The following is a 20,926-nucleotide window of genomic DNA, read 5'->3' as shown; positions in this document are numbered from 1 at the left end:
TGTCTGTTCGCGGTATCAACGGGAGGCGCGGCGCCAAGCCCGGTTGCCCAGCAGGCGCAGCCCGTTGAGCGCGACCAGGATCGTCGATCCTTCGTGCCCGGCCACGCCGAGCGGTAACGGCAAGTGCCCGAACAGGTCCCAAGCCACGAGCACCGTGATGGCCGTGGCCGCGATCACCAGGTTGGCGATCACCATGCGGCGTGCCCGGCGGGCCAGGGCGATCACGGTCGGAACGGTGCCGAGTTCGTCGCGGATGGTCACGACGTCGGCGGTCTCCACGGTCAGGTCGGCGCCGGAGGCACCCATTGCCATCGACGTGTGCGCGGCGGCCATGGCGGGTGCGTCGTTGACGCCGTCACCGACCACCAGCACCCGCATACCGTCGGCCTCAAGCCGTTGCACCGCATCGACTTTGTGATCGGGTAGCAGTTCGGCGTGCACATCGTCGATCCCGACCTGCTGCCCCAGCCGCCGGGCCGCCCGCTCGTTGTCCCCCGTCAGCAGCACGGGCGCACGCTCGGTCAGCGTACGTAGCCGCGAGACCGCGGCAGCGGCGTCGGGCCGCACCCGGTCGGCGAGGCCCAGCACGCCGACCGCCACCCCGCCGACCGTGACCACCACCGCGGTGCCGCCCGCGTCCTCGATCTCACGCACCGCGACGAACTCGCCGTCATAGGCGGCGGGGCTGAGCACTTCGACGGTCTGTCCGCCCACCACGGCGCGGACGCCGCGACCCGGCAGTGCCGTGAAGTCTGTCGCGACCGGGATGGTGATGCCGCGGGTTCTGGCCTCGGCGACGATGGCCCGGCCCAACGGGTGCTCGCTGAATTGTTCTGCTGCGGCTGCTGTTTGCACGACATCGGACCCGTCGAACGTCACGGCGCGCGACACCTGCGGCGTACCGGCCGTCAACGTCCCGGTCTTGTCGAGTGCGACGACGCCGGTGTCGGCCAGCCGCTCCATCGCCACCGCGGATTTGACCAGCACGCCGTGGCGGCTGGCGTTGGCGATCGCGGACAACAGCGGCGGCATGGTCGCGAGCACCACCGCGCACGGCGACGCCACGATCATGAACGTCATGGCGCGCAACAGGGTTGAGCGCAGATCCTCGCCGAGCGTCAGCGGCACGACGAACAGTGCGAGTGTGGCGACGACCACGAGCATCGAATAACGCTGCTCGATCTTCTCGATGAACAGCTGCGTCTTGGCCTTCGTTGCGGACGCCTCGGCGACCATGGCCACGATGCGCGCGACGACGGTCTGTGACGGGTCGCGCGTGACCACGACGCGCAGGGCTCCCGAGCCGTTGAGCGTGCCGGCGAACACCTCGTCGCCGGGCTGTTTGACGGCAGGCATCGGCTCACCGGTGATCGAGGATTGGTCGACTTCCGAGGAGCCGTCGACGACGGTTCCATCGGCGGAAATCCGCTCGCCCGGCCTGATCACGATGTGGTCACCGGGCCGCAGTTCGTCGGCCGCGACCGCGCGCTCGGTGCCGTCGTCGTCGACGGTCGTCGCGCTGTCGGGCGCGAGGTCGAGCAGCCCGCGCACCGAGCGTTCGGTGCGGGTGGTCGCCACGTCCTCCAGCGCGCCCGACGTCGCGAAGATCACGATCAACAGCGCTCCGTCGAAGACCTGCCCGATCGAGGCCGCACCGACGGCCGCGACGATCATGAGCAGGTCGACGTCGAGTGTCCGGTCTTTCAACGCCTGGATACCGGCCCACGCGGGTTCCCAGCCACCGGTGGCGTAGCACGCCAGATACAAGGCCCACCACACCGGTTCGGGCGCACCGGCGAGCTGGGCCACCAACCCGGCGAGGAACAGTCCGAGGGCTCCGGCCGCCCATCGCACCGAGGACACCGACCACAACCAGCCCGCCGAAGCCGAAGCCGATGCCGACGAACGGCTGGGGGCCGGCGCATTGGCCAGTGTGGTGGTCATCAACCGTCTCCCATCAGATGCAACAACGCACACCTTTATACATGTAGAGATTGAAATGTATCAACGGGTACTTGCGTCGCGTGCTTGAATGGAGCACATGGGACACGGAGTCGAGGGGCGTGCTACGCCCGCCGCATCCCTCGATGCCGCATCGGCCGCGAAGGTTGCCGAGACCCTGCAGGCACTCGCCTCTCCCAATCGGTTGCTGATCCTCACGCGGCTGCGTGAATCACCCTGCTCGGTGACCGAATTGTCGGCAGCCGTCGGCATGGAGCAGCCCGCGGTATCGAATCAGCTGCGCCTATTGCGGGCTTTGGGGCTGGTTTCGGGTGACCGATCGGGCCGCAATATCGTCTACCGGCTTTACGACAACCACGTCGCCCAGCTTCTCGACGAGGCCATCTACCACATCGAACACTTGCGACTGGGGGCCCGCGACACCACGGCGTAATGCCAGAAGTCGCTGCCGCCAAAGAGTTTCACACGCTGTTCACCAACGGGCCATACCACTGCCGCCGCGGGCGCGCCGACGCTCGGACGATCGCTGAATTCCTTTATTTTCGGGGTGACCCGAACTATTGTGAAGTCGTTATATGTTGATATCCGCCCGTGCCCGGGCGTTTGCTACCGGTCACCACCGGTAAGACCGGGCGAGTAAGGAGTGAACAACGATGCGCATCGCAACCAAGGGAAACTGCACCTGTCGCTGCAATGCCTGCGACGGCGGCCACCACTGCGGAAACCCCCCGAACTGCAACGTCCGGCGCTGACGCCGTAGGTGACCTGCCGCACCGGCCACCCGCGGCAGGTCACCACCCCACTTCAGCTCTGACCAGTCGAGCCCATCGATCGCCGTGATCGATCGGGCTCGTTTGCGTTGCGGACCGTATGCTCCGAACTGTGCTCACCGCGCTGCTCTGGGGCTTGGTCGCCGCATCGTCCTTGATCATCGGCGCGATCGCCGGCGTAATCCGCGATTGGAACCGGCGATTCGTCGGCCTCGTTCTCGGCTTCGGTGCCGGAGCACTGATCTCCAGTATCTCTTTTGAGTTGGCCGAAGAGGGTTTTCGGGTCAGCGGCGCACTGTCAGTGGCACTCGGCCTCGCGATAGGCGCAATCGTCTTCTATGTCGCCGACACCGCCGTCGACCGCATGGGCGCGTCGAACGGAACCCAAACCGCCGGTCTCCCACTGCTCCTCGGCGCGCTGCTCGACGGCATACCCGAACAGGCGGTGCTCGGCATCGGTATCGCCGGCGGCGCGGGCGTTAGCCTCGCCCTGGTGGTGGCGATCTTCGTGTCGAACCTGCCGGAGTCGATCGGATCGGCCAGTGACATGAAGTCCGCGGGGCACTCGATTCCGCGAATTCTCGGGGGTTGGGCCGCGATCGCGGCCGTGTGCGCATTGGCCACCGTCGGCGGATATCAGCTGCAGAAGGTCGCGGGAGCCGCATTGCAGGGCGGTATCAACGGATTCGCGGCGGGCGCGCTGCTGGTCATGTTGGTCGGATCGATGATCCCCGAGGCGACGGAGAAAGCCCGCGAGAACGCGGGACTGGCGGCGGTGCTCGGATTCGCCGTGGCCGCCGGTCTGTCGCTGGCCGATTGAGCCGGCCGGGCGCTAAGTTCGGCAAATGGAACCCGTGTGGCAGGTCGGTCCGGTGACCGTCCCGGTGCACGGGCTGTTCGTCGCCCTCGGAGTGTTGGCGGCGATGCTGGTGTTCATCGCCGAAGCCCGCAGGCGCGGTGCGGTCAACGAGCAATCGGTCGTGGCCGTCGCCGGTGCGCTCGTCGGCGGGGCGATCGGGATGCGACTGTCCGGATGGGCGCAGCACCTCGATTTCAGTGCGAACCCGAGCCTGGCGCAGGCCTGGCAATTCGGCTCACGCAGCATTCTCGGTGGGCTACTCGGCGCCTACGTGGGGGTGCTCGTCGCCAAGCGGCTCGGCGGCTACCGCGGAAAGACCGGTGACCTGTTCGCCCCCGCCGTCGCACTCGGCATGGCGGTCGGCCGCATCGGTTGCCATCTCACCGAAGCGCCCGGCCGGCCCACGACCCTGCCGTGGGGCATCCACGCCCCGGCCACCACGCCGGAATGCCCGGGCTGCCTTGCCGGGCAGGCGATGCATCCCTCGTTCCTCTACGAAATCGCCTTCCAGCTCACCGCATTCGCCATCCTGCTCTGGCTGCGCAACCGCATCAGCCATCCCGGCGAGCTCTTCGTCATCTATATCGCCGGCTATGCCGCGTTCCGCTTCCTGGTCGAATTCGTCCGCGCCAACGAGACGGTATGGCTGGATCTGACTCGCCCGCAATGGTTTTTACTGCCGTCTTTGCTGATCATCGGTTTTCGCCTGTGGTACGGCCACCGGCACGGTTACTATCGCCCAGCAGCCCGCAACCAGGAAGTGCCGGTATGACGACACCACCGCCGGGGACCCCGCCCGGGCCCCCACCCGACGAGAACGCGGGTGATCACCCGCAAGGCGTTCCGCCGCAGGATATTCCACCCGCCTACCAGTACAGCACTCCGCCCCCACCGCCGCCGCAGAGCTACCCGCCACCCGGCCCTCCCCCGGGCTACGGGCCGCCACCACCGGGTTATCCGTATGGGGCGCCGCCGCCACCTCAGTCCCGGATCTCGATCGGCATGGTGTTCATCGGCCCGATCGTGTACGCCACCATCAACCTGATACTGGGCTTCATGGCCTTTTTCGCCGCGGGCTCCTATGACAGCCAAGGCGGCAACCCGAACGTCGTGTTGGGAGCCGCAGCGGTGTTGTTGGCGGTCATCGCGTTCGGTGGCGGCATCGTCCTGCTTCGTCAGAACAGCCGGTACGCCAAAGGACTCGGCATCGGCCTGATGGTCGGCTGGGCCCTGGTCTCACTGTTCACCGCCGGATTCTGCACTGGCGTCAATCCCGAGCTGTACACGATATGACCGCCGGGATGGGGCTGCGCGGTGACCGGCTGCACCGGTACGTCACCGCGTTCTGCCCACGCTGCCATGACGAAGCTCCCGAACGGCCCCTCGCCGAAGTCGCGCGGCTGAGCGGCATGCTGATCGAGCGCGACGGTCGTATCTGGCTCGAACGCGGCTGCCCCGCCCACGGGTTGGTCCGCACGCTTTACGACGAGGATCCCGTAATCCTGTCGTATCTCGAGGAATGGACCGCACCGACCAAAGCTCACACGCCCGATGTCGCGGGCAATTTCGACCCGATCCCGTCGGCGTATCTGCGGGGGCTGCCCGAGATGCAGACCCAGCACACGTGCATCCTGTTGGAAGACATCGCCGAGACCTGTAATCTGCGCTGCCCCACATGTTTCACCGACAGCTCGCCCGACTTGCGCGATGTCGTGCCGGTCGCCGATATCCTGGCCAACGTCGACCAGCGGCTGGCCCGCGAGAACGGCCGCCTCGACGTGCTAATGCTCAGCGGCGGTGAACCGACGCTGCATCCGGCACTCGCCGACCTGCTCGCCGAACTGGTGACGCGCCCGCTCACCCGAATCCTCGTCAACACCAACGGCCTCCGCATCGCGACCGACGACGCACTGCTCGACCTGCTGACGACGCACCGCGAACGCGTCGAGGTATACCTGCAGTACGACGGGCTGTCCGCCGAGGCGCATCGCCATCATCGCGGCGGCGATCTGGGCAGATTGAAAAGCCAAGCATTGCAGCGTCTTTCCGAGCGCGAGATCTTCACGACGCTGGTGATGACCACGGCGTTGGGCGTCAACGACGACGAGATAGGCGCGATGATCCAGCTGGCGCTGGACACGCCCTACGTCGGCGGGCTGACGATCCAACCGCAGTTCGGCTCAGGCCGTTCCGGGCACATCGATCCGCTCGAGCGCCTGACTCACACCGGTGTGCTCAAACGGCTCGGGCCACAGACCAACGGCGCGGTCACCTGGCGTGACCTCACCGCACTGCCCTGCTCACATCCGCACTGCTGTTCGGTGGGCTATCTCGTGCGCGACGACAGCGACCAGTGGCGCTCCCTGGTCTCCTTGATCGGCGCCGAGAGTCTGAAGGACAAGCTGGGATTGGTCGCGAACCGGATTGCCGACACCGAGATTCCCCGCCAACTACGGCTCGCCGTGCAGGAGTCCTTACTGGGCCTGTTGTCGGAACAGTCGTCGCTGTCGCATCCGCAGATCGGCGACGTCTGGCGTGACATCTGCGAGAACTGCGACCTCGGCATGTCCACGCTGCTGACGCTGGCGTCGTCGGCACTGCCGGGGCGCCGTCGCAAGATCCGAAAGCTGCTCGGCGAACGGGTCGTGCGGCTGACCGTCAAACCGTTCATGGATATGTCGACGATGATCGAGGAACGTCTGGTGCAGTGCTGTGTGCACGTCGGGACCCGCTCGTCTCAAGACCAGTGCGCGCCGTTCTGCGCGGTACAGGCGTGGCCCGCACTCGGCCGCCAGCGGCTGTCGCTGAGGGTCGGCACCGAATTGCCGCTATTACCACTCATCGAGACTTCATGAGCCAGCAGGCCGGCGAGCCATACGATCCGCTGCGGCTGTGCGTGTACGCCACCGTCGCCCTTTTGGCGTGGCTGTTAGGTCCGTGGGCGGTGGCGGCCTTCGCCGGGCTGGGGCTGGCCGGCTACGTCCGCGCCCGGCGGGCCGGCCTTCTGCACAGCAAATGCGCGTTGCGAGATACTCGGCTCGTGATCGGGTACCTGGGCGTGATCGCGGTGATCGCCATCGCTGGGATCGTCGTCAGCTACCTGCCTCAATAGCCTGTTCCGTGACGTTTCTCCCGGGTGATGTCACCACAATCTGCCCACACCTGTTCCACAGGTTCCTCTAATACTGCTAACTTCGCTAATGAAGTGGGCAACCCCACTGTCGGGGGCCTGCCGTCTATCGGATTACTCAGGAGTGAATGCCTTGAAGATCGCGAATGCCAGAACCGCCCTGGCCGCGGCCGCAATCGCCGCAGCCGGAATCCTCGCCAGCGCGCCCGTCGCGCTCGGTGACGCCAGCGCCGTCACCACCGCCACACTGGGCAGCCAGGCGAAGTTGGACAACGGAAACGTGATCCAGGGCTGGACGGTCACCGACCTCAAGCCCAGCACCGACACCATTCCTTACGACGTGCGCGGCACCCTGTGGGAGGTCACCGCAACCGATGAGGCCATCCAGGGTTCGGTGACCCCGATCGTCTCCAACTTCAACCTCCGCGGCGCCGGCGGCGAGAACTACCGCGCGCTGTTCCAGGTCGCCACGCCGCAGGGCGTCAACCCGGCCACGATCGCGCAGGGCCAGAAGACCAGCGGCAAGATCTACTTCGACGTGACCGGCGCGCAGCCGACCTCCGTGGTCTACAACGCGGGCGGCCGCGATCTGCTGGCGTGGGACAAGCCGGCCGCACCGGCACCCGCACCCGCTCAGAGCGGCAGCCGGCCGGCCACCTCGGCCGCGACCCCGGCGACCGCGGCTCCTGCCGAGGCTGCCGAAGCTGATGCCGCCGAAGCCACCCCGGCACCTGCCGCCGCTGAGGCCACCCCGGTCCCGGCAGGCACCGAGGCCGTCCCGGCCGGCGCGGGAACCCGCGCGACGGACCTGCCTGCTGCCACCGCCGCAACCCCGGCGGGCACCGAGGCCGCACCGGCTCCGGCCGGCGCCGAGCCGACCCCCGTCGCGCACGGCACACCCGTCGCCGAAGGCACACCGGCACCCGCGGCCGTGCCTGCGGGTGCGGGCAACGCCGCCACCGCCGTTCCGCCCGCCGAGGTCGCACCGGTTCCGGCCGGTGTCGAGGCCGTTCCGCCGGCCCCGGCCGACCCGGCGCTCGTCCCGGCCGGCGTGCAGCCGACGACGACGGTTGTCCCGGTCCCGCCTGCGCCCGCCACTGCCCCGGCCAGCAACCACGGCCCGGCGGCATAGCACCGAGCAGTACGGCAACGGCCGGGGGTGGGAAACCGCCTCCGGCCGTTCGCTTTTCTGTCGGGTCAGGTCTTCTCATGATTTCGTGACCCTTCGTTGGTGGACGCCGCTGCCCACCCGATGTCAGGCTGACCGAACGGGGTGGTCAGTCAGTCAGCCAGGGAGGGACTGAAAGTGCACCAACTCCGTAAGAACGCCGTCGTCTGCGGCGCCAGCATGGCCGGATTGCTCGCGGCCCGGGTGTTGTCCGATTTCTACGAATCCGTCACCGTGGTCGAACGCGATGTCTTGTCTGACAAGGCAATCCAGCGTCGCGGAGTCGCTCACGGGCGACATCTGCAGATGATGTTGAGTGGCGGGTCCCACCACCTGGCCGACCTGTTTCCCGGCTTGTTCGACGAACTCGCCGCCGCCGGTGCGCATGTCATGGACGGCATCGACGACCCCGCGCAGTTCTACCTGCGGGTCGGTGAGCACGTGGCCTGCCGATCGGGGCGCTTCACCCGATCCGACGACGTCATGATCGTGCTGGCGAGCAGGCCCTTGTTGGAGACACACGTCAGGCGGCGCGTTTGGGCGATCGGCAACGTCACGATCCTGGACGGTCACGATGTGGTCGAACCGGTCCTGGATCCGTCCGGTCGCATCAGCGCCGCCCGGGTGGCCGACCGTGAGACGGGTGCGGAACGGACGCTGGAGGCCGATCTCGTGGTCGACGCGACCGGCCGTGCGGCCCGCACTCCCGCTTTTCTAGAAGCGCGGGGTTACGAGCGTCCACGCGAGCGGAAGTACCCGGTCGGTCTCAGCTACTCGAGTCAGTTCTTCCGGATGCCTTCCGGCGCGCTCACCGAGAAGGTCGCCGCGGTCAACGATCTCGTCGAAAAACGCCGCGGCGCCGGCGTGTTGGCGTACGAGGACGGCACGGCGATCCTCACCCTGATCGGGGTCGCTGGGCACAAACTGCCCACCGATCTACCGAGTGTGCTCGACGCCGCAACCGAACTACTGCCGCCGCAGTTCAGTTCGGCGCTGCGGGCCGCCGAACCGCTCGGCGCCGTGACCGCTCAGCACTACCCCGTGAGTGTGTGGCGCCGCTACGACAATCTAAACCGACTGCCGCACGGGCTTCTCGTGATCGGTGATGCCGTATGTAGTTTCAACCCCGTGTACGGCCAGGGCATGACGTCAGCCGCGTTGCAGGCCGTGGCTCTGCGGCAGTGCTTGTCGACGGCCGACACCACCGACCTCGGCACGCGTTACTTCCGCACGGCCGCCAAGAAACTCGCGCCGATCTGGTGGTCGAACCGGTTCACCGATTTCAATTTCACGCCGACCGATGACTGGCGGACGAAACCCAGGCGGCTACTCAACCGTGGCATGGAACGAGTGTGGGCAGCCCTCGCCACCGACATCGAGCTCGCCGAAACATTCATCCGCACATTGCAATTGGTCGACCCACCGACTGCCATGCTGCAACCGGCCATGCTGAGGCGCCTGCTGGCGGGCGGACGCGTCAGCGCTGTGCGATAGACAGTGCGATGCCGTCGAGGATGTCGTGCTCGCTGACCACGAGCTCGTCGATGCCGGCCCGGTCACGCAGCACGGCCGCGAGCTCCTCGACGATGATCGCACCGCCCCCGATGACATCGGCCCGCCCCTCGTGCATGGGCCCGAGCGCCAGGCGCTGCGCCTTCGTCATACCGATGAGCTCGTCGCACACCCGCAGCAGGTCATCGAAACCGATGCGCGACAGATGAATAGCCTCGGCATCGTATTCGGTCATGCCCTGCGCCAGCGCGGACAGCGTCGTCATCGTGCCCGCCACACCCACCCACGTGTGGGCACCGTCGACGGGAACCGCCCGCAGCGCGTCAGCCAGCCCGTCACGCACCACGACGCGGGCGGCCTCCACCTCGGCAGCAGCGGGCGGATCGCTGTGCAGGCACCGCTCGGTCAGCCGCACACAACCGATGTCGGCGGAGAAGCTGGCCTGCACCGACTCGCGTCCCAACACCAGCTCGGTTGAGCCACCACCCAAGTCGACGACGACGAAAGGGGCTGCCGCGGGATCGAGTTCGCCGACCGCGCCGCGGAACGACAGCTCGGCCTCCTCGGTTCCGGTGATCACCTCGGCGACACTGCCCGGCACGACCGTGCCCAACTGGCGCGCGGTCATCGCGAAGAACTCGTCGCGGTTGCCGGCGTCGCGCGCGGCCGAGGTGGCGACCATCCGCACCGCCGACACCGAATGCTTGGTCATCAGTGCGGCATAGTCGGCCAGCGCGGATTCCGTGCGCGCCAACGCCTCCGGCGCGAACTCACCCGTCGCATCGACACCCTGACCGAGCCGCACGATACGCATCTCGCGATGAACGTCGTGCAGTCGGCCCTCCGCGGCGTCGGCGATCAGCAGGCGAATCGAGTTGGTGCCACAATCAATTGCTCCGACCCGATTCATGCCCACGTACTCCGATCCAGTATCCCGGCCATGGCAGGTTCGACGGCGAGCACGGCCAAAGCCTCGTCGCCCAGCGGGTTGACGCCAGGGCCCTTGGCCAGCGAGTGCGCCATCAGCACATGCAAGCACTTGACCCGGTCGGGCATGCCGCCGCCGGTGAACGTCGTGCCGAGCGGCTCGATCGCGTCGCGCTCGGCCAGATACGACTCGTGTGCGGCCCGGTAGGCCGCGGCCAGTTCCGGATCCTCCTGCAGCCGTTGGGTCATGTCGCGCATCATGCCCGACGATTCGAGCCGGCTGGCGGCGGCGGTGAGCACCGGATGCGTGAGGTAGTACAGCGTGGGAAACGGCGTACCGTCCGGCAGTTTTGGCGCGGTCTTGACGACACCGGGCTCGCCGTTCGGGCAGCGGTAGGCGATTTCGAGGACACCGCGCGGCTCACGGCCCAATTGCCGTGCGACAGCGTCGATGTCGGCGGGATCAACCACCGGGAGCGGGAGGGGTCGACGGCGGAGCGGGCGGGGCCGGTGGGACGGCGGTCACCCCGTGCGGCTGATCGGCGATCGTGTGCCACAACGAGGTGTACCAAGGCTGCCCGGCGGGCACCGTTGAGCCGGGCGCACCCGGGACACCGGGCTCGTCGGGCACGACGGCGGTTGGCGGTAGCTGAACCTGGTAGGGGGTATCGCCCGGCATGACGAAGCCGAGCCGCTCGCGCGCCTGGGCGGCGATGTACACCGGATCGGCCAGTTTGACCTTCTGCTGTTCGAGTTCGGCGATCTGCGCTCGCAATTGCTCCTCGCTGGCCTTGAGCTGTTTCATCTCGGTCCGTTGTGCGAAGTACGTGCGGACCGGACCCGCGATGGTCAGCGTCAGCACACACACCACGGCCGCCAGGATGGCAGCGCGCCGGGCCGCCGAGCCGAACCGCTGTTCGGACTGCAGCTCGGCCTGCTGTTGTGCTTGTACCGCAATCGCTTTGGTGACCGCAGGGTCGGGCGCCTGCTCGATCTGCGCAGGCCGGTTGTCGGTCGCCCGGCGCCGGGCCTGCGCGGGTCGCGGCCGATTCGACTTGCCCGACTTCCCCGGCCCTCCAGGTCGGGAGGCCGGGGATCGTCGCTTCGGATCGGGCATCGTGGTCAGGCCAACCCGGTCAGGTCCGCATCATGGTGTGCTCGGCTACTTGGCTTCGAGCCGCGGGAACGCCAGATCGCCCGCGTAGCGGGCGGCGTCACCGAGGGTTTCCTCGATACGGAGCAGCTGGTTGTACTTGGCCACCCGCTCGCTGCGGGCCGGGGCACCGGTCTTGATCTGACCGCTGCCGACCGCAACCGCGAGATCGGCGATCGTGGTGTCCTCGGTCTCACCGCTGCGGTGGCTCATCATGGTGCGGTAACCGCTGTTGTGGGCCAGCGCCACGGCATCCAGCGTTTCGGTGAGTGTGCCGATCTGGTTGACCTTCACCAGCAGCGCGTTGGCCGCGCCGCGCTCGATGCCGTCTTCCAGACGTTCGGGGTTGGTGACGAACAGATCGTCGCCCACGAGCTGGATGCGGTCACCGATCGCGGATGTCAGCGCGACCCAGCCGTCCCAATCGTCCTCCGTCAGCGGATCCTCGATCGACACCAGCGGGTAGGACTCGAGCAGACCGGCGTAGAACTCGGCCATCTGCCCGGCGGTGCGGGTCTCCTTCTCGAACGCGTAACCCGAACCCTCGGTGTAGAACTCGGTGGCCGCCACGTCCAGCGCGAGCGCCACATCCGAGCCCAGCTTGAAGCCGGTGGCCTCGATGGCCGACGAGATCAGGTCGAGCGCGGCCTTGGTGCCCGCGACGTCGGGTGCGAAACCGCCCTCGTCGCCGAGGCCCGTGGCCAGACCCTGCTTCTTGAGCACCGCCTTGAGGGAGTGATAGACCTCGGCGCCCCAGCGCAGCGCTTCCTTGAACGACGGCGCACCGATCGGAGCGACCATGAACTCCTGCACGTCCACCCCGGTGTCGGCGTGGGCGCCGCCGTTGAGGATGTTCATCATCGGCACCGGCAGGATGTGTGCGTTCGGCCCGCCGAGGTAGCGGAACAGCGGCAGCCCGGCCGATTCCGCGGCGGCCTTCGAAACCGCAAGCGAAACACCGAGGATCGCGTTCGCACCCAGCCGGGACTTGTCCGGCGTGCCGTCGAGGTCGAGCAGTGCCTGATCGACCAGGCGCTGATCGTCGGCGCCGAGCCCGATGACCGCGGGGGCGATCTCGTCGAGCACGGCCTCGACGGCCTTCTCCACGCCCTTGCCGCCGTAGCGGGCTCCGCCGTCGCGCAGCTCGACTGCCTCGTGCTCACCGGTCGACGCGCCGGAGGGCACCGCCGCCCTGGCAAACGTTCCGTCGGTCAGGGCCACCTCGACCTCGACCGTCGGGTTGCCGCGGGAATCGAGAATCTCGCGGGCTCCAACCTGCTCGATGATGGGCACTGGCTTCTCCTTATTGCGTCCTTGATCGAGTCCATGGCGTGCTTGGCGCTACCGCATGAGCCTAGAGCCTGCCGTAGCTGGAGTCGTGTCAGAGGGGGTGACCGGACGCGTATGCGGTCGCCCAGTCCCGCACCGCACGCGCGTACTGCTCGGAATTGTTGTAGGCCTTGAGTGCCCTCATCCAGCCCCTCGGGTTGGACAAGTCCTTGCCGTTCCAACACAGCAGACCGGCCGCCGAGAGTGCGGCGTCGTCGAAATTGTCGGGACTGACCTTCCCGTCGTTGTTGGCGTCGACGCCGAAGTGACCCCAAGTCTCGGGGATGAACTGCATGGGCCCCATCGCACGGTCGAGTTCGTCGTCCCCGTCGAGCCGGCCGCCGTCGGTGTCGGCGATCCGCAGGTTCCCCGCGGTCCCGTCCAGCTGTACACCGCGAATGGGCGGGCTGACGTCACCGTTCGGGGCGACCATCGCGCCGCGGTAGGTGCCGTGATGGCTCTCCACCATGCCGATGCCGGCCAGCGTGGTCCATTTGAGGTTGCAGTTCGGGTTCTCCACCTCGGCGACCCTGGCGGCGTAGGCGTAGGCCTCGAGGGCGTTGACGGGCATGCCCAGCGCGGGCGCCCGTTCGGCAGCCCACTCGCGGAGCGCATCGGCGGGCCTGCCCTTGGCGTAGGTGTCGATCTGGGGAACCGGATCGCCGGCGGGCGGCGGCACACCCTCCGGAATGGGGGTGCCGAGCTGCCACGAACAGCTGGAAGCCAACAGCAGTGCTGTCGCTGCAATCACCGCGACAGCCCGCAGCCAACGAACTGGCGACACCGGACTCCCTCAACCTGCTCTACTCGTGGCCCATCGTCCCATGCGCGGGGCGCGGCTCGGTGACCGACAGCCCCGGCGCGAACTCGACCGAACGTTGACCGCCCCCTGCTAAGGTGAGCCACGCCTTGCTATGGCAAGCCAAGGCTAGTCTTATTTAGGTGTTTTCACCCCGGTCAGCGAGGACGCTTTGATGACTGCCATCGCGGACGTTCCGACCAGCACTCTGGCCGCGTCCAACGTCACATCGCAGCTGTTCGGCAGCGGTTTGATCGGCCTGCGGGAGGGCCTGGAAGCCGCGATCGTTGTGTCGATCCTGGTGGCGTTTCTCGTCAAATCCGACCGCAGGGACGCGCTGAAATGGGTCTGGCTGGGAGTTGGCTGTGCGATTGCTGTGACCGTCTCGGTGTTCCTGGTGATCCAGTTCGGTGAGAACACGATCAGCGGCCTCGGCGCCGAGGCCATCGCAGGCATCGCGTCACTACTCGCGGTCGTCATCGTCACCACGATGGTGCTGTGGATGAAGAAGGCCGCCGCCTCGATGTCGGGCGAGCTACGCAGTGAGATGTCGCGGGCATTGCAGACCGGCGGGCCCGCCGTCGCGCTGCTTGCGTTCCTCGCGGTCGGCCGCGAAGGCGTCGAGACGGCGCTGTTCATGGTGGGCTATGCCGAGGCTGAGACGCTTTGGCCGCTGACAGGCCTCATCATCGGCGTGCTGATCGCCGCTGCGATCGCCTACGGCATGTACGCCGGCGCCGTCCGCATCAACCTGGCCAAGTTCTTCAAATACACCGGCGTGTTCCTGATCGTCGTGGCGGCCGGGATCCTCGCCTACGGGATCAAGGCGCTGCAGACCGTCGGCTGGATCCCCGGCCTCGGCGCAGTGGCCTTCGACATGAGCGGCGCATTCGACTGGTCGGCCTGGTACGGCGAGATCATCCAGGGCATCTTCAACATCGACCCGACGCCGACGGTGCTGCAGTTCGCCGCGTGGTTGGCCTACATCGTCATCGTGCTCGCGCTGTTCCTCAAGCCCGCCCGCTCCGCAGCAGACGTTCCCGCATCCTCCGAGCCGAGTGTCGACCCGGAGTCCTCCACCTCCTCCGAAAGGTCGCCCAAGTGAAGATCGCCCCCGCTGTGAAGTCTGGAGTCGCGGCAACTGCCGCTGTCCTTGCCGGTTTCTCCCTGGCCGGCTGCCAGGCCAAGGAATCCGCGCCAAGTGGCGACGGCGGCGGTGACAAACCCGCACAGATCACGGTCGACGCATCCGACACCGAATGCAAGCTGTCGGGCACCGAGGCCGTGACCGGGCCGAGCACCTTCGTCGTCACCAACAACGGCACCAAGGTCACCGAGTTCTACGTCTACGGCGAGGGCGAGCGCGTCATGGGCGAGGTGGAGAACATCTCCCCCGGACTCAAGCGTCAGCTCATCGTGCAGTTGACCCAGCCCGGCACCTACCAGACCTCATGCCGCCCCGGAATGGTCGGCGAGGGCATCCGCGGCGACTTCGTGGTCAGCGGTGAAGCCGTGCAGGTCGACACCGAGGGCAAGTTCAAGGAGGCCGCCGACAGCTACAAGCGGTACGTGAACAGCCAGACCGACGCGCTGGTTCCTGCGGTCGAGGAGTTCGTCGCCGCGATCAAGGCCAAGGACATCCCGAAGGCCAAGTCGCTGTTCCCGACGTCGCGCACGTACTACGAGCGCATCGAGCCGGTCGCCGAGTCCTTCCCCAACGACCTGGACCCGCGCATCGACCTCCGCGAGGCCGACCTCGAGCCCGGCCAGAAGTGGACTGGATTCCACCGACTGGAGAAGGACCTGTGGGTTTCGGGTCTGCAGCCCGACACCAACGCGATCGCCGACCAGCTCGTGGCCGACGTGAAAGAACTCGACGCCGGAGTGAAGGCGCCGGACTGGAGCATCGACTCCACCCAGATCGCCGGCGGCGCGCAAGGCCTGCTCGACGAGATCGCGATCAGCAAGATCAGCGGCGAGGAAGATATCTTCAGCCACACCGACCTGTGGGACTTCAAGGCCAACGTCGAGGGCTCGCAGACCGCCGTGGCGTCGGTGCGCCCGATCCTCGACGAGCGCAACCCGGATCTGGGCAAACGCGTCGATCAGCGCTTTGCCGAGGTCGAAGCCCTGCTGGAGAAGTATCGTGAGGGCGATGGTTTTGTCTCCTACGACAAGGTGACCGAACCACAACGTCAGGAGCTCTCGCGCGCGATCGACGCGCTGAGCAAAGAGGTTAGCCAGGTGCAAGGTGTCATCGCCCCACAGTGAGCCCGTCAACGAGCAGGAACCCCAACCGCCGTCGGGCATTTCACGACGCAAGCTGTTCGGCGCGGCGGGGGTAACCGCAGCGGTAGTCGGTGCGGCCAGCGCGGGTGCGCTGGCCGGCCGCGCTTCGGCGGCGGCCAGCTCGCCACACGGCCAGCTTCAGGGCCCGGTGCCGTTCCGCGGTGAGCGGCAGGCCGGCATCATCACCGAAGCGCAGGACCGGATGCACTTCTGCGCATTCGACGTCACGACCGACAACCGCGAGGATGTCATCGCGCTGCTGCAGCAGTGGACGGAGATGGCCGAGCGGATGACGCGCGGCGAGGAGACCGAGCCGGGCGGAGCAGTCGACGGCAACCCCTACGCGCCACCGTCCGACACGGGCGAAGCCCTCGGTCTGCCCGCGTCGCAGTTGACCCTGACGATCGGCTTCGGGCCAACGTTTTTCGTCAAGGACGGCATAGACCGCTTCGGCATCGCCGATCAGAGACCCGCCGAGTTGGCCGCGCTGCCGAAGTTCCCCAACGAGACGATGGATCCGGCCAAATCCGGCGGCGACATCTGCGTGCAGGCGTGCGCCAACGATCCGCAGGTTGCCGTGCACGCGATCCGCAATCTGGCCCGCGTCGGGTTCGGGACGGTCGCGGTGCGGTATTCGCAACTCGGGTTCGGCCGCACGTCGTCCACCACACGCGATCAGGCCACACCGCGAAACCTGTTCGGCTTCAAGGACGGAACCAACAACATCAAGGCCGACCAAACCGACCTGCTCGACAAGCACGTCTGGGTCGCCGACGGTGACGGCCCGGCCTGGCTGACCGGCGGCACGTACCTCATGACGCGGCGTATCCGCATGCGCATCGAGAACTGGGACCGCACCACATTGCTCGAGCAGGAGCGGGTGATCGGCCGCCAGAAGGGCAGCGGCGCACCCAATGGCCTGCAGGAAGAATTCGAGGAACTCGATCTCGACCTGGCCGACGACAAGGGCACGCCGTTGATCGATGTCGATGCCCACGTACGGCTCGTCTCACCGCAGAATCTCGGCGGCATCGAGATCCTGCGCCGCGGCTACAACTTCACCGACGGCACAGACGGTTTCGGACATCTCGACGCGGGCTTGTTCTTCATCGCGTTCGTACGCAGCCCCGAAAAACAGTTCATCCCGATGCTCGGCGAGATGTCCCGCAAGGACGCCATGAACGAGTACATCACGCACACCGGCACCGCGGTGTTCGCCTGCCCGCCCGGGCTGAAAGAGGGCGACACGTCGGGCTTCTGGGGTTCGACGCTGTTCGCCTGAGCGCTGTTCGCATGCGCCAGCGCTGTTCGCCTGCCTCAGCCGCCGCTGTCCCCACGGTGGGGTTGTGCCCGCCTATTAGCGACAAAGTCGCGCAAATCGCCTCACGAGGCCCACTGGTCCCGTAGCTACCTCGCCGCGAACGCCTTCGGGCACTTGAGTCGCAAAGGCCACTCGCGCAACGGAATTCAGCGTGCCCACCTACGAGCGACATAGTCGCTGTTGGGCCGCTCCGTAGTTGCCGCATCAAGCGACGGCGTGAAGCCCCGGCCCGCGCGTGAAGCGCTATGGCGGAGAATCGGCCCTTGAGTTCTGGGGGTGGATGCAACAGCTTCTAGCTGAGGAGTTGTTGATGCGTGCACGTCGTCCGTGTGGGTTGGCCTGTGTTGGTCGTCAGTTCTGGGATCACATCCAGCGGGGAATGACCCCCAGTGAGGCCGGGGTGGCCGTCGGCGCGTCGGAAACCAGCGGTAGGCGTTGGTTTGCTGATGCTGGTGGGGTGAGACCGAAATTCCCCGACGAGTCGGCTGCGCGTTCGCGGCCCCGGCTCACTGTTGAAGAGCGCAATGAGATCCAAGACGGCGTAGCCAGGCAAGAGTCGATCCGCGAGATGGCGCGACGGTTGGATCGCCATCCGACAACGATCATGCGCGAGATCGATCGGAATGCGTGGTGCCGTGGTCGTTATCGGGCACGGTATCGGTTCGGCGCCCCGTGGCACGGCGGGCCGACAACCAAACCGAAGTATCGGGCCGACCTGGCTCAGTCGCACGCCACTGAGCGGGCTCGCCGGCCCAAGCCGGGCAAGCTGGCGACCAATGAACGGTTGCACGATGAGGTGCAGAATCGGTTGGACGACAGGCACAGTCCCCAGCAGATCTCCAACCGCCTGCGGCTGGATTTCCCCGACGAGCCGGAGATGCGGGTGTCGCACGAAACCATCTACCAGGCCATTTACGTGCAATCCAAAGGTAACCTGCGCCGCGAGATACATACCTGTCTGCGCACCGGGCGGGCACTGCGCAAGCCACAACGGCGTGCCGATGAGCGCCGGGGTCGGATTCCCGACATGGTCAACATCAGTGAGCGCCCACCCACGATCAACGACCGCGCGGTGCCCGGGCACTGGGAGGGCGACCTGCTCATGGGTGAGCTGAACAACACCGCGATCGGCACCTTCGTGGAGCGCATGACCCGCTTCACGATGCTGCTGTACCTGCCGCACGGCCACGACGCGGCCGCGGTGCAGGAGGCGATCGTGGCGAAAATTGCTGCGCTGCCGTCGATTCTGCGTAAAACGCTGACCTGGGATCAGGGCAAGGAGATGGCCAACCACGTTGCCATCGCCAAGGCGACCGAGCTGGACATCTACTTTTGCGATCCGCATTCACCTTGGCAGCGCGGAACCAACGAAAACACCAACGGCTTGTTACGCCAATACTTTGCTAAAGGCACCGACCTATCAGTGTTCCCGGCCGACTACCTCGACTATGTGGCAGCCCAACTCAATACCCGGCCACGCAAGACGCTGAGCTGGAAAACCCCGGCCGAAGCCCTCGACGAACTACTCTCGAGACCGCCCGAACCATCAGCTGTTGCATTCAAGGCTTGAAACCGCCGCCCGGGGACCGCCATGACGCTACAAACGCGGAACGTCAAGCTCGAATGGGTTCCGAGATATCAGGCGATTTCGAGTGGTAATCCGACCGCCAGCGACATTGTCGCTGTAATGCGGGCAGCCGAAAACGTGCGACCGACGTGGTGGATGGTGCTGGGGGGAGCCATGTGATCCGGCCTCTGAGACACCAGAGGCATATGCGGCGCAGGTGGCGAATTCCGCGACATTGTCGCTAATAGGCGGGCAGCACGGCACCCGACCCAGAGCGGCGCGAACGTCGGGCTCAGTCGTCGGCGCGGTCCGGTTGTGCGGGACCCTCGGATTCGGTCTGCGCTTCGTCGGGCTCGGATTCCTCGTCCGGCGTGGGCTCCTCGGCCGGCGCTTCGTCGGGCGCGGGTTCCTCGTCGACATCGGCGGTTTCGTCGACTTCGGGTTCCGGTTCTACCGCGGCGAAATCCCCGGCCGGCCAGTAGGTACGCCACTCGTCCGCGGTGATCGTGCCCAATGGGGTCACGTCGAGTTCCTCGGGGACGTCCACGCCGCGGCGGCCGGCGGCGACGTCGGATTCCACCAGTCGCACGGTGTCCATGAACTCCAATACCGCTGTGCGGAGCTCGTTTTCGGCGTCGGTATCACCTGACACCGTGACCGATGTCAGGGACGCGGGAATCAGATCGGCGGGCAGGCCGGCCTGCCTGACGCGGGCAATCACCTTCTGCGCCAATGCCAGTGCCGGTTGCCCGGTGGGCACGTCGTCCATGCAGGACGTCCGGGACTTCACCGACCGCTCCTGGGCCTTGCGTTCTTCCCACTGCGCGAGTTGCTCATCGAGCGAAATGGATTCGCCGGCAAGGACTGCAGGCACGCGGTTGCCGAGCTTGCGCACGAGCGCGTCGGCGACGTCATCGATGTTGAACGGATGATGTGGCGCATCCTCGGCGATGCGGGCGTGGAACAGCACCTGCAGCAGCACGTCGCCGAGTTCCTCGCGGAGCTCGTCGGCGTTGCCGCCGCGAACGGCGTCGAACAGCTCGTAGGTTTCCTCGAGGAGGTAGCGGCGCAGCGAGTCGTGGGTCTGTTCGCTCTCCCACGGCCCGGAGGTGCGCAGCTTGTCCATCATCGCCACCGCATCGACGATCCGCTCGCCGGGCTGCGCCTCGGGGGCCGCGATGAGCCGCTCGCCCGCGGCGAGGCGGGCCTTCACCGCTGGATGCTCGGGGTCGGACGACAGCAGCACGGGCGCGTCGTCACCGTCATAGGCGGGGCGCGCCGCAGGCAGCGACCACGGCACCTTGACCGGCATCTCCTCGGTGTACTGCACATCACCGGTGAGCAGATCGATCGCGTTCACAGGGATGAGTGACGGGCGGCGAGGGTCGACCAATACGACGGTCATCGGGCACACCCCCTCACGCATTTCGACGACACCGCTGATCTCGGTTATACCAACACGTTGCCGGACCTGGATGCGCCTGGTCACACGGGATGGCCGCCCTGCCCGAAGGCAAGGCGGCCATCATGTCACATACGCGTGACTCAGGACTCCGGCGGGAACGGATCGTCCGGGATCACCCAGTGACCCGGCGTCTCATCGAAGAACGGGTTCTCGATTCCGTTCACCGTGGGCAGCTTCTGCAGTTCGCCGGGAGGAATTCCGTAGAACGGATTCTCAACACCGTTGATGGACGGCGAATTCATCAGCTGACCGGGCGGGATGTGCCCGTTCGGCAGCCCGAAGAAGTTGTCCACCTCAGGAAATTGCACGGTCGGCACTTCGACGTCGGGCAGATCGACGTCCGGGACGTTCACGTCCGGCAAATTCACGTCGGGGACGTCCACGTCAGGCACGTTCACACCCGGCACGGTCGGACTCGGAATCGGAGGTGGCGCAGGCACATTCGGTTCGGCCTGCGCGAGACCTGTGCCCAGGCCGAGCGCGCCGAGTCCCAGTGCACCGGCCGTCGTCGTGGTAACTGCGAGCTTCTTGATGTTCATGGTCGCTCCTTCGCCTTGCGTCATGCGATAACTCACCATTCGGTGGCAATCGCGTGATGTTCGGTTTAGGAAATTGCATGACCGCCCTATGGCTGACGATCTTGCCGTATCTACACAACGGCAACGCAACACCTTG

General features: G+C 66.7%; 20 protein-coding genes. 12 read left to right on the top strand and 8 right to left on the bottom strand.

From position 1 onward, the window contains the following. Positions 1-15: 15 nt before the first annotated feature. Positions 16-1,944, bottom strand: coding sequence for a heavy metal translocating P-type ATPase (locus ACRCUN_RS05500; protein WP_462140665.1), 1,929 nt, complete (start codon positions 1,942-1,944; stop codon positions 16-18). A 97-nt stretch (positions 1,945-2,041) separates the two neighbouring features. Between ACRCUN_RS05500 and ACRCUN_RS05495 the strand changes: the two genes are divergently transcribed. The 8 genes from ACRCUN_RS05495 to ACRCUN_RS05460 all read left to right on the top strand — a co-directional run bounded on the left by ACRCUN_RS05495 (position 2,042) and on the right by ACRCUN_RS05460 (position 9,383). Then, entirely contained in the window at positions 2,042-2,395 is a 354-nt protein-coding gene (locus tag ACRCUN_RS05495; protein ID WP_462140664.1) for an ArsR/SmtB family transcription factor, read from the top strand. Positions 2,396-2,844: 449 nt separating this feature from the next. After that, a complete protein-coding gene (locus tag ACRCUN_RS05490) occupies positions 2,845-3,552 on the top strand; it encodes a ZIP family metal transporter (RefSeq protein WP_462140663.1) in 708 nt (235 codons plus the stop codon). Between the two features lie 25 nt (positions 3,553-3,577). Then, a complete protein-coding gene (locus ACRCUN_RS05485) occupies positions 3,578-4,363 on the top strand; it encodes a prolipoprotein diacylglyceryl transferase (protein WP_462140662.1) in 786 nt (261 codons plus the stop codon). Further along, the gene (locus ACRCUN_RS05480; protein ID WP_462140661.1) at positions 4,360-4,884 is read left to right on the top strand and encodes a hypothetical protein; all 525 of its coding nucleotides are present in this window, start codon (positions 4,360-4,362) and stop codon (positions 4,882-4,884) included. The genes ACRCUN_RS05485 and ACRCUN_RS05480 overlap by 4 nt, the downstream gene beginning before the upstream one ends. Further along, the gene (locus tag ACRCUN_RS05475; protein WP_462140660.1) at positions 4,881-6,446 is read left to right on the top strand and encodes a radical SAM protein; all 1,566 of its coding nucleotides are present in this window, start codon (positions 4,881-4,883) and stop codon (positions 6,444-6,446) included. Before ACRCUN_RS05480 ends, ACRCUN_RS05475 begins: the two co-directional genes overlap by 4 nt. Further along, complete coding sequence (locus tag ACRCUN_RS05470) at positions 6,443-6,703, top strand: hypothetical protein (protein WP_462140659.1); 261 nt, start codon at positions 6,443-6,445, stop codon at positions 6,701-6,703. The genes ACRCUN_RS05475 and ACRCUN_RS05470 overlap by 4 nt, the downstream gene beginning before the upstream one ends. Before the next feature lie 151 nt (positions 6,704-6,854). Beyond that, positions 6,855-7,853, top strand: coding sequence for an MPT63 family protein (locus tag ACRCUN_RS05465; protein WP_462140658.1), 999 nt, complete (start codon positions 6,855-6,857; stop codon positions 7,851-7,853). 174 nt (positions 7,854-8,027) lie between these two features. After that, positions 8,028-9,383: an FAD-dependent oxidoreductase gene (locus ACRCUN_RS05460; RefSeq protein ID WP_462140657.1), complete on the top strand. Its 1,356-nt coding sequence runs from the start codon at positions 8,028-8,030 to the stop codon at positions 9,381-9,383. Here ACRCUN_RS05460 and ACRCUN_RS05455 read toward each other — a convergent pair. From ACRCUN_RS05455 to ACRCUN_RS05435, 5 genes are all read right to left on the bottom strand, one after another. Next, positions 9,367-10,311, bottom strand: a complete 945-nt coding sequence (locus ACRCUN_RS05455) for a Ppx/GppA phosphatase family protein (RefSeq protein WP_462140656.1) — start codon at positions 10,309-10,311, stop codon at positions 9,367-9,369. The two genes, ACRCUN_RS05460 and ACRCUN_RS05455, sit on opposite strands and share 17 nt — an antisense overlap. Continuing rightward, complete coding sequence (locus tag ACRCUN_RS05450) at positions 10,308-10,799, bottom strand: DUF501 domain-containing protein (RefSeq protein ID WP_462140655.1); 492 nt, start codon at positions 10,797-10,799, stop codon at positions 10,308-10,310. Before ACRCUN_RS05450 ends, ACRCUN_RS05455 begins: the two co-directional genes overlap by 4 nt. Next, positions 10,792-11,445 carry an FtsB family cell division protein gene (locus ACRCUN_RS05445; protein WP_462140654.1) on the bottom strand — a complete coding sequence of 218 codons (654 nt, stop codon included), beginning with the start codon at positions 11,443-11,445 and terminating at the stop codon, positions 10,792-10,794. The genes ACRCUN_RS05450 and ACRCUN_RS05445 overlap by 8 nt, the downstream gene beginning before the upstream one ends. A 45-nt stretch (positions 11,446-11,490) precedes the next feature. Further along, on the bottom strand, positions 11,491-12,774 hold the full coding sequence (eno, locus tag ACRCUN_RS05440; protein WP_462140653.1) for a phosphopyruvate hydratase: 1,284 nt from the start codon (positions 12,772-12,774) through the stop codon (positions 11,491-11,493). 88 nt (positions 12,775-12,862) lie between these two features. Then, a complete protein-coding gene (locus ACRCUN_RS05435) occupies positions 12,863-13,594 on the bottom strand; it encodes a lytic transglycosylase domain-containing protein (protein WP_462140652.1) in 732 nt (243 codons plus the stop codon). A 190-nt stretch (positions 13,595-13,784) separates the two neighbouring features. On the opposite strand from ACRCUN_RS05435, the gene efeU reads away from it, so the two are divergent. The 4 genes from efeU (at position 13,785) to ACRCUN_RS05415 (ending at position 18,789) form a co-directional block, all read left to right on the top strand. After that, positions 13,785-14,714 carry an iron uptake transporter permease EfeU gene (gene efeU / locus ACRCUN_RS05430; RefSeq protein ID WP_462140651.1) on the top strand — a complete coding sequence of 310 codons (930 nt, stop codon included), beginning with the start codon at positions 13,785-13,787 and terminating at the stop codon, positions 14,712-14,714. Beyond that, entirely contained in the window at positions 14,711-15,880 is a 1,170-nt protein-coding gene (gene efeO, locus ACRCUN_RS05425; RefSeq protein WP_462140650.1) for an iron uptake system protein EfeO, read from the top strand. The genes efeU and efeO overlap by 4 nt, the downstream gene beginning before the upstream one ends. Next, positions 15,861-17,180, top strand: a complete 1,320-nt coding sequence (gene efeB, locus ACRCUN_RS05420) for an iron uptake transporter deferrochelatase/peroxidase subunit (protein ID WP_462140649.1) — start codon at positions 15,861-15,863, stop codon at positions 17,178-17,180. Before efeO ends, efeB begins: the two co-directional genes overlap by 20 nt. A 349-nt stretch (positions 17,181-17,529) precedes the next feature. Next, a complete protein-coding gene (locus tag ACRCUN_RS05415) occupies positions 17,530-18,789 on the top strand; it encodes an IS30 family transposase (RefSeq protein WP_462140648.1) in 1,260 nt (419 codons plus the stop codon). 289 nt (positions 18,790-19,078) lie between these two features. Here the strand turns inward: ACRCUN_RS05415 and ACRCUN_RS05410 are convergent, their stop codons facing one another. Beyond that, a complete protein-coding gene (locus ACRCUN_RS05410; RefSeq protein ID WP_462140647.1) occupies positions 19,079-20,191 on the bottom strand; it encodes a nucleoside triphosphate pyrophosphohydrolase in 1,113 nt (370 codons plus the stop codon). 140 nt (positions 20,192-20,331) lie between these two features. Beyond that, the gene (locus ACRCUN_RS05405; protein ID WP_462140646.1) at positions 20,332-20,790 is read right to left on the bottom strand and encodes a hypothetical protein; all 459 of its coding nucleotides are present in this window, start codon (positions 20,788-20,790) and stop codon (positions 20,332-20,334) included. Positions 20,791-20,926 lie beyond the last annotated feature (136 nt).

Source organism: Mycobacterium venezuelense, assembly GCF_054919535.1.
The sequence above is the reverse complement of the archived record's forward strand: the minus strand, read 5'-3'. Positions and strand labels throughout refer to the sequence as shown.

Coding starts and splice junctions, on each gene's coding strand:
- ACRCUN_RS05475 (WP_462140660.1), top strand. CDS start 4,881: ATGACCGCCGGGATGGGGCTGCGCGGTGACCGGCTGCACCGGTACGTC.
- ACRCUN_RS05495 (WP_462140664.1), top strand. CDS start 2,042: ATGGGACACGGAGTCGAGGGGCGTGCTACGCCCGCCGCATCCCTCGAT.
- ACRCUN_RS05405 (WP_462140646.1), bottom strand. CDS start 20,790: ATGAACATCAAGAAGCTCGCAGTTACCACGACGACGGCCGGTGCACTG.
- ACRCUN_RS05410 (WP_462140647.1), bottom strand. CDS start 20,191: ATGACCGTCGTATTGGTCGACCCTCGCCGCCCGTCACTCATCCCTGTG.
- ACRCUN_RS05445 (WP_462140654.1), bottom strand. CDS start 11,445: ATGCCCGATCCGAAGCGACGATCCCCGGCCTCCCGACCTGGAGGGCCG.
- efeU (WP_462140651.1), top strand. CDS start 13,785: ATGACTGCCATCGCGGACGTTCCGACCAGCACTCTGGCCGCGTCCAAC.
- ACRCUN_RS05500 (WP_462140665.1), bottom strand. CDS start 1,944: ATGACCACCACACTGGCCAATGCGCCGGCCCCCAGCCGTTCGTCGGCA.
- ACRCUN_RS05470 (WP_462140659.1), top strand. CDS start 6,443: ATGAGCCAGCAGGCCGGCGAGCCATACGATCCGCTGCGGCTGTGCGTG.
- ACRCUN_RS05485 (WP_462140662.1), top strand. CDS start 3,578: ATGGAACCCGTGTGGCAGGTCGGTCCGGTGACCGTCCCGGTGCACGGG.
- ACRCUN_RS05455 (WP_462140656.1), bottom strand. CDS start 10,311: ATGAATCGGGTCGGAGCAATTGATTGTGGCACCAACTCGATTCGCCTG.
- ACRCUN_RS05480 (WP_462140661.1), top strand. CDS start 4,360: ATGACGACACCACCGCCGGGGACCCCGCCCGGGCCCCCACCCGACGAG.
- ACRCUN_RS05415 (WP_462140648.1), top strand. CDS start 17,530: ATGCGTGCACGTCGTCCGTGTGGGTTGGCCTGTGTTGGTCGTCAGTTC.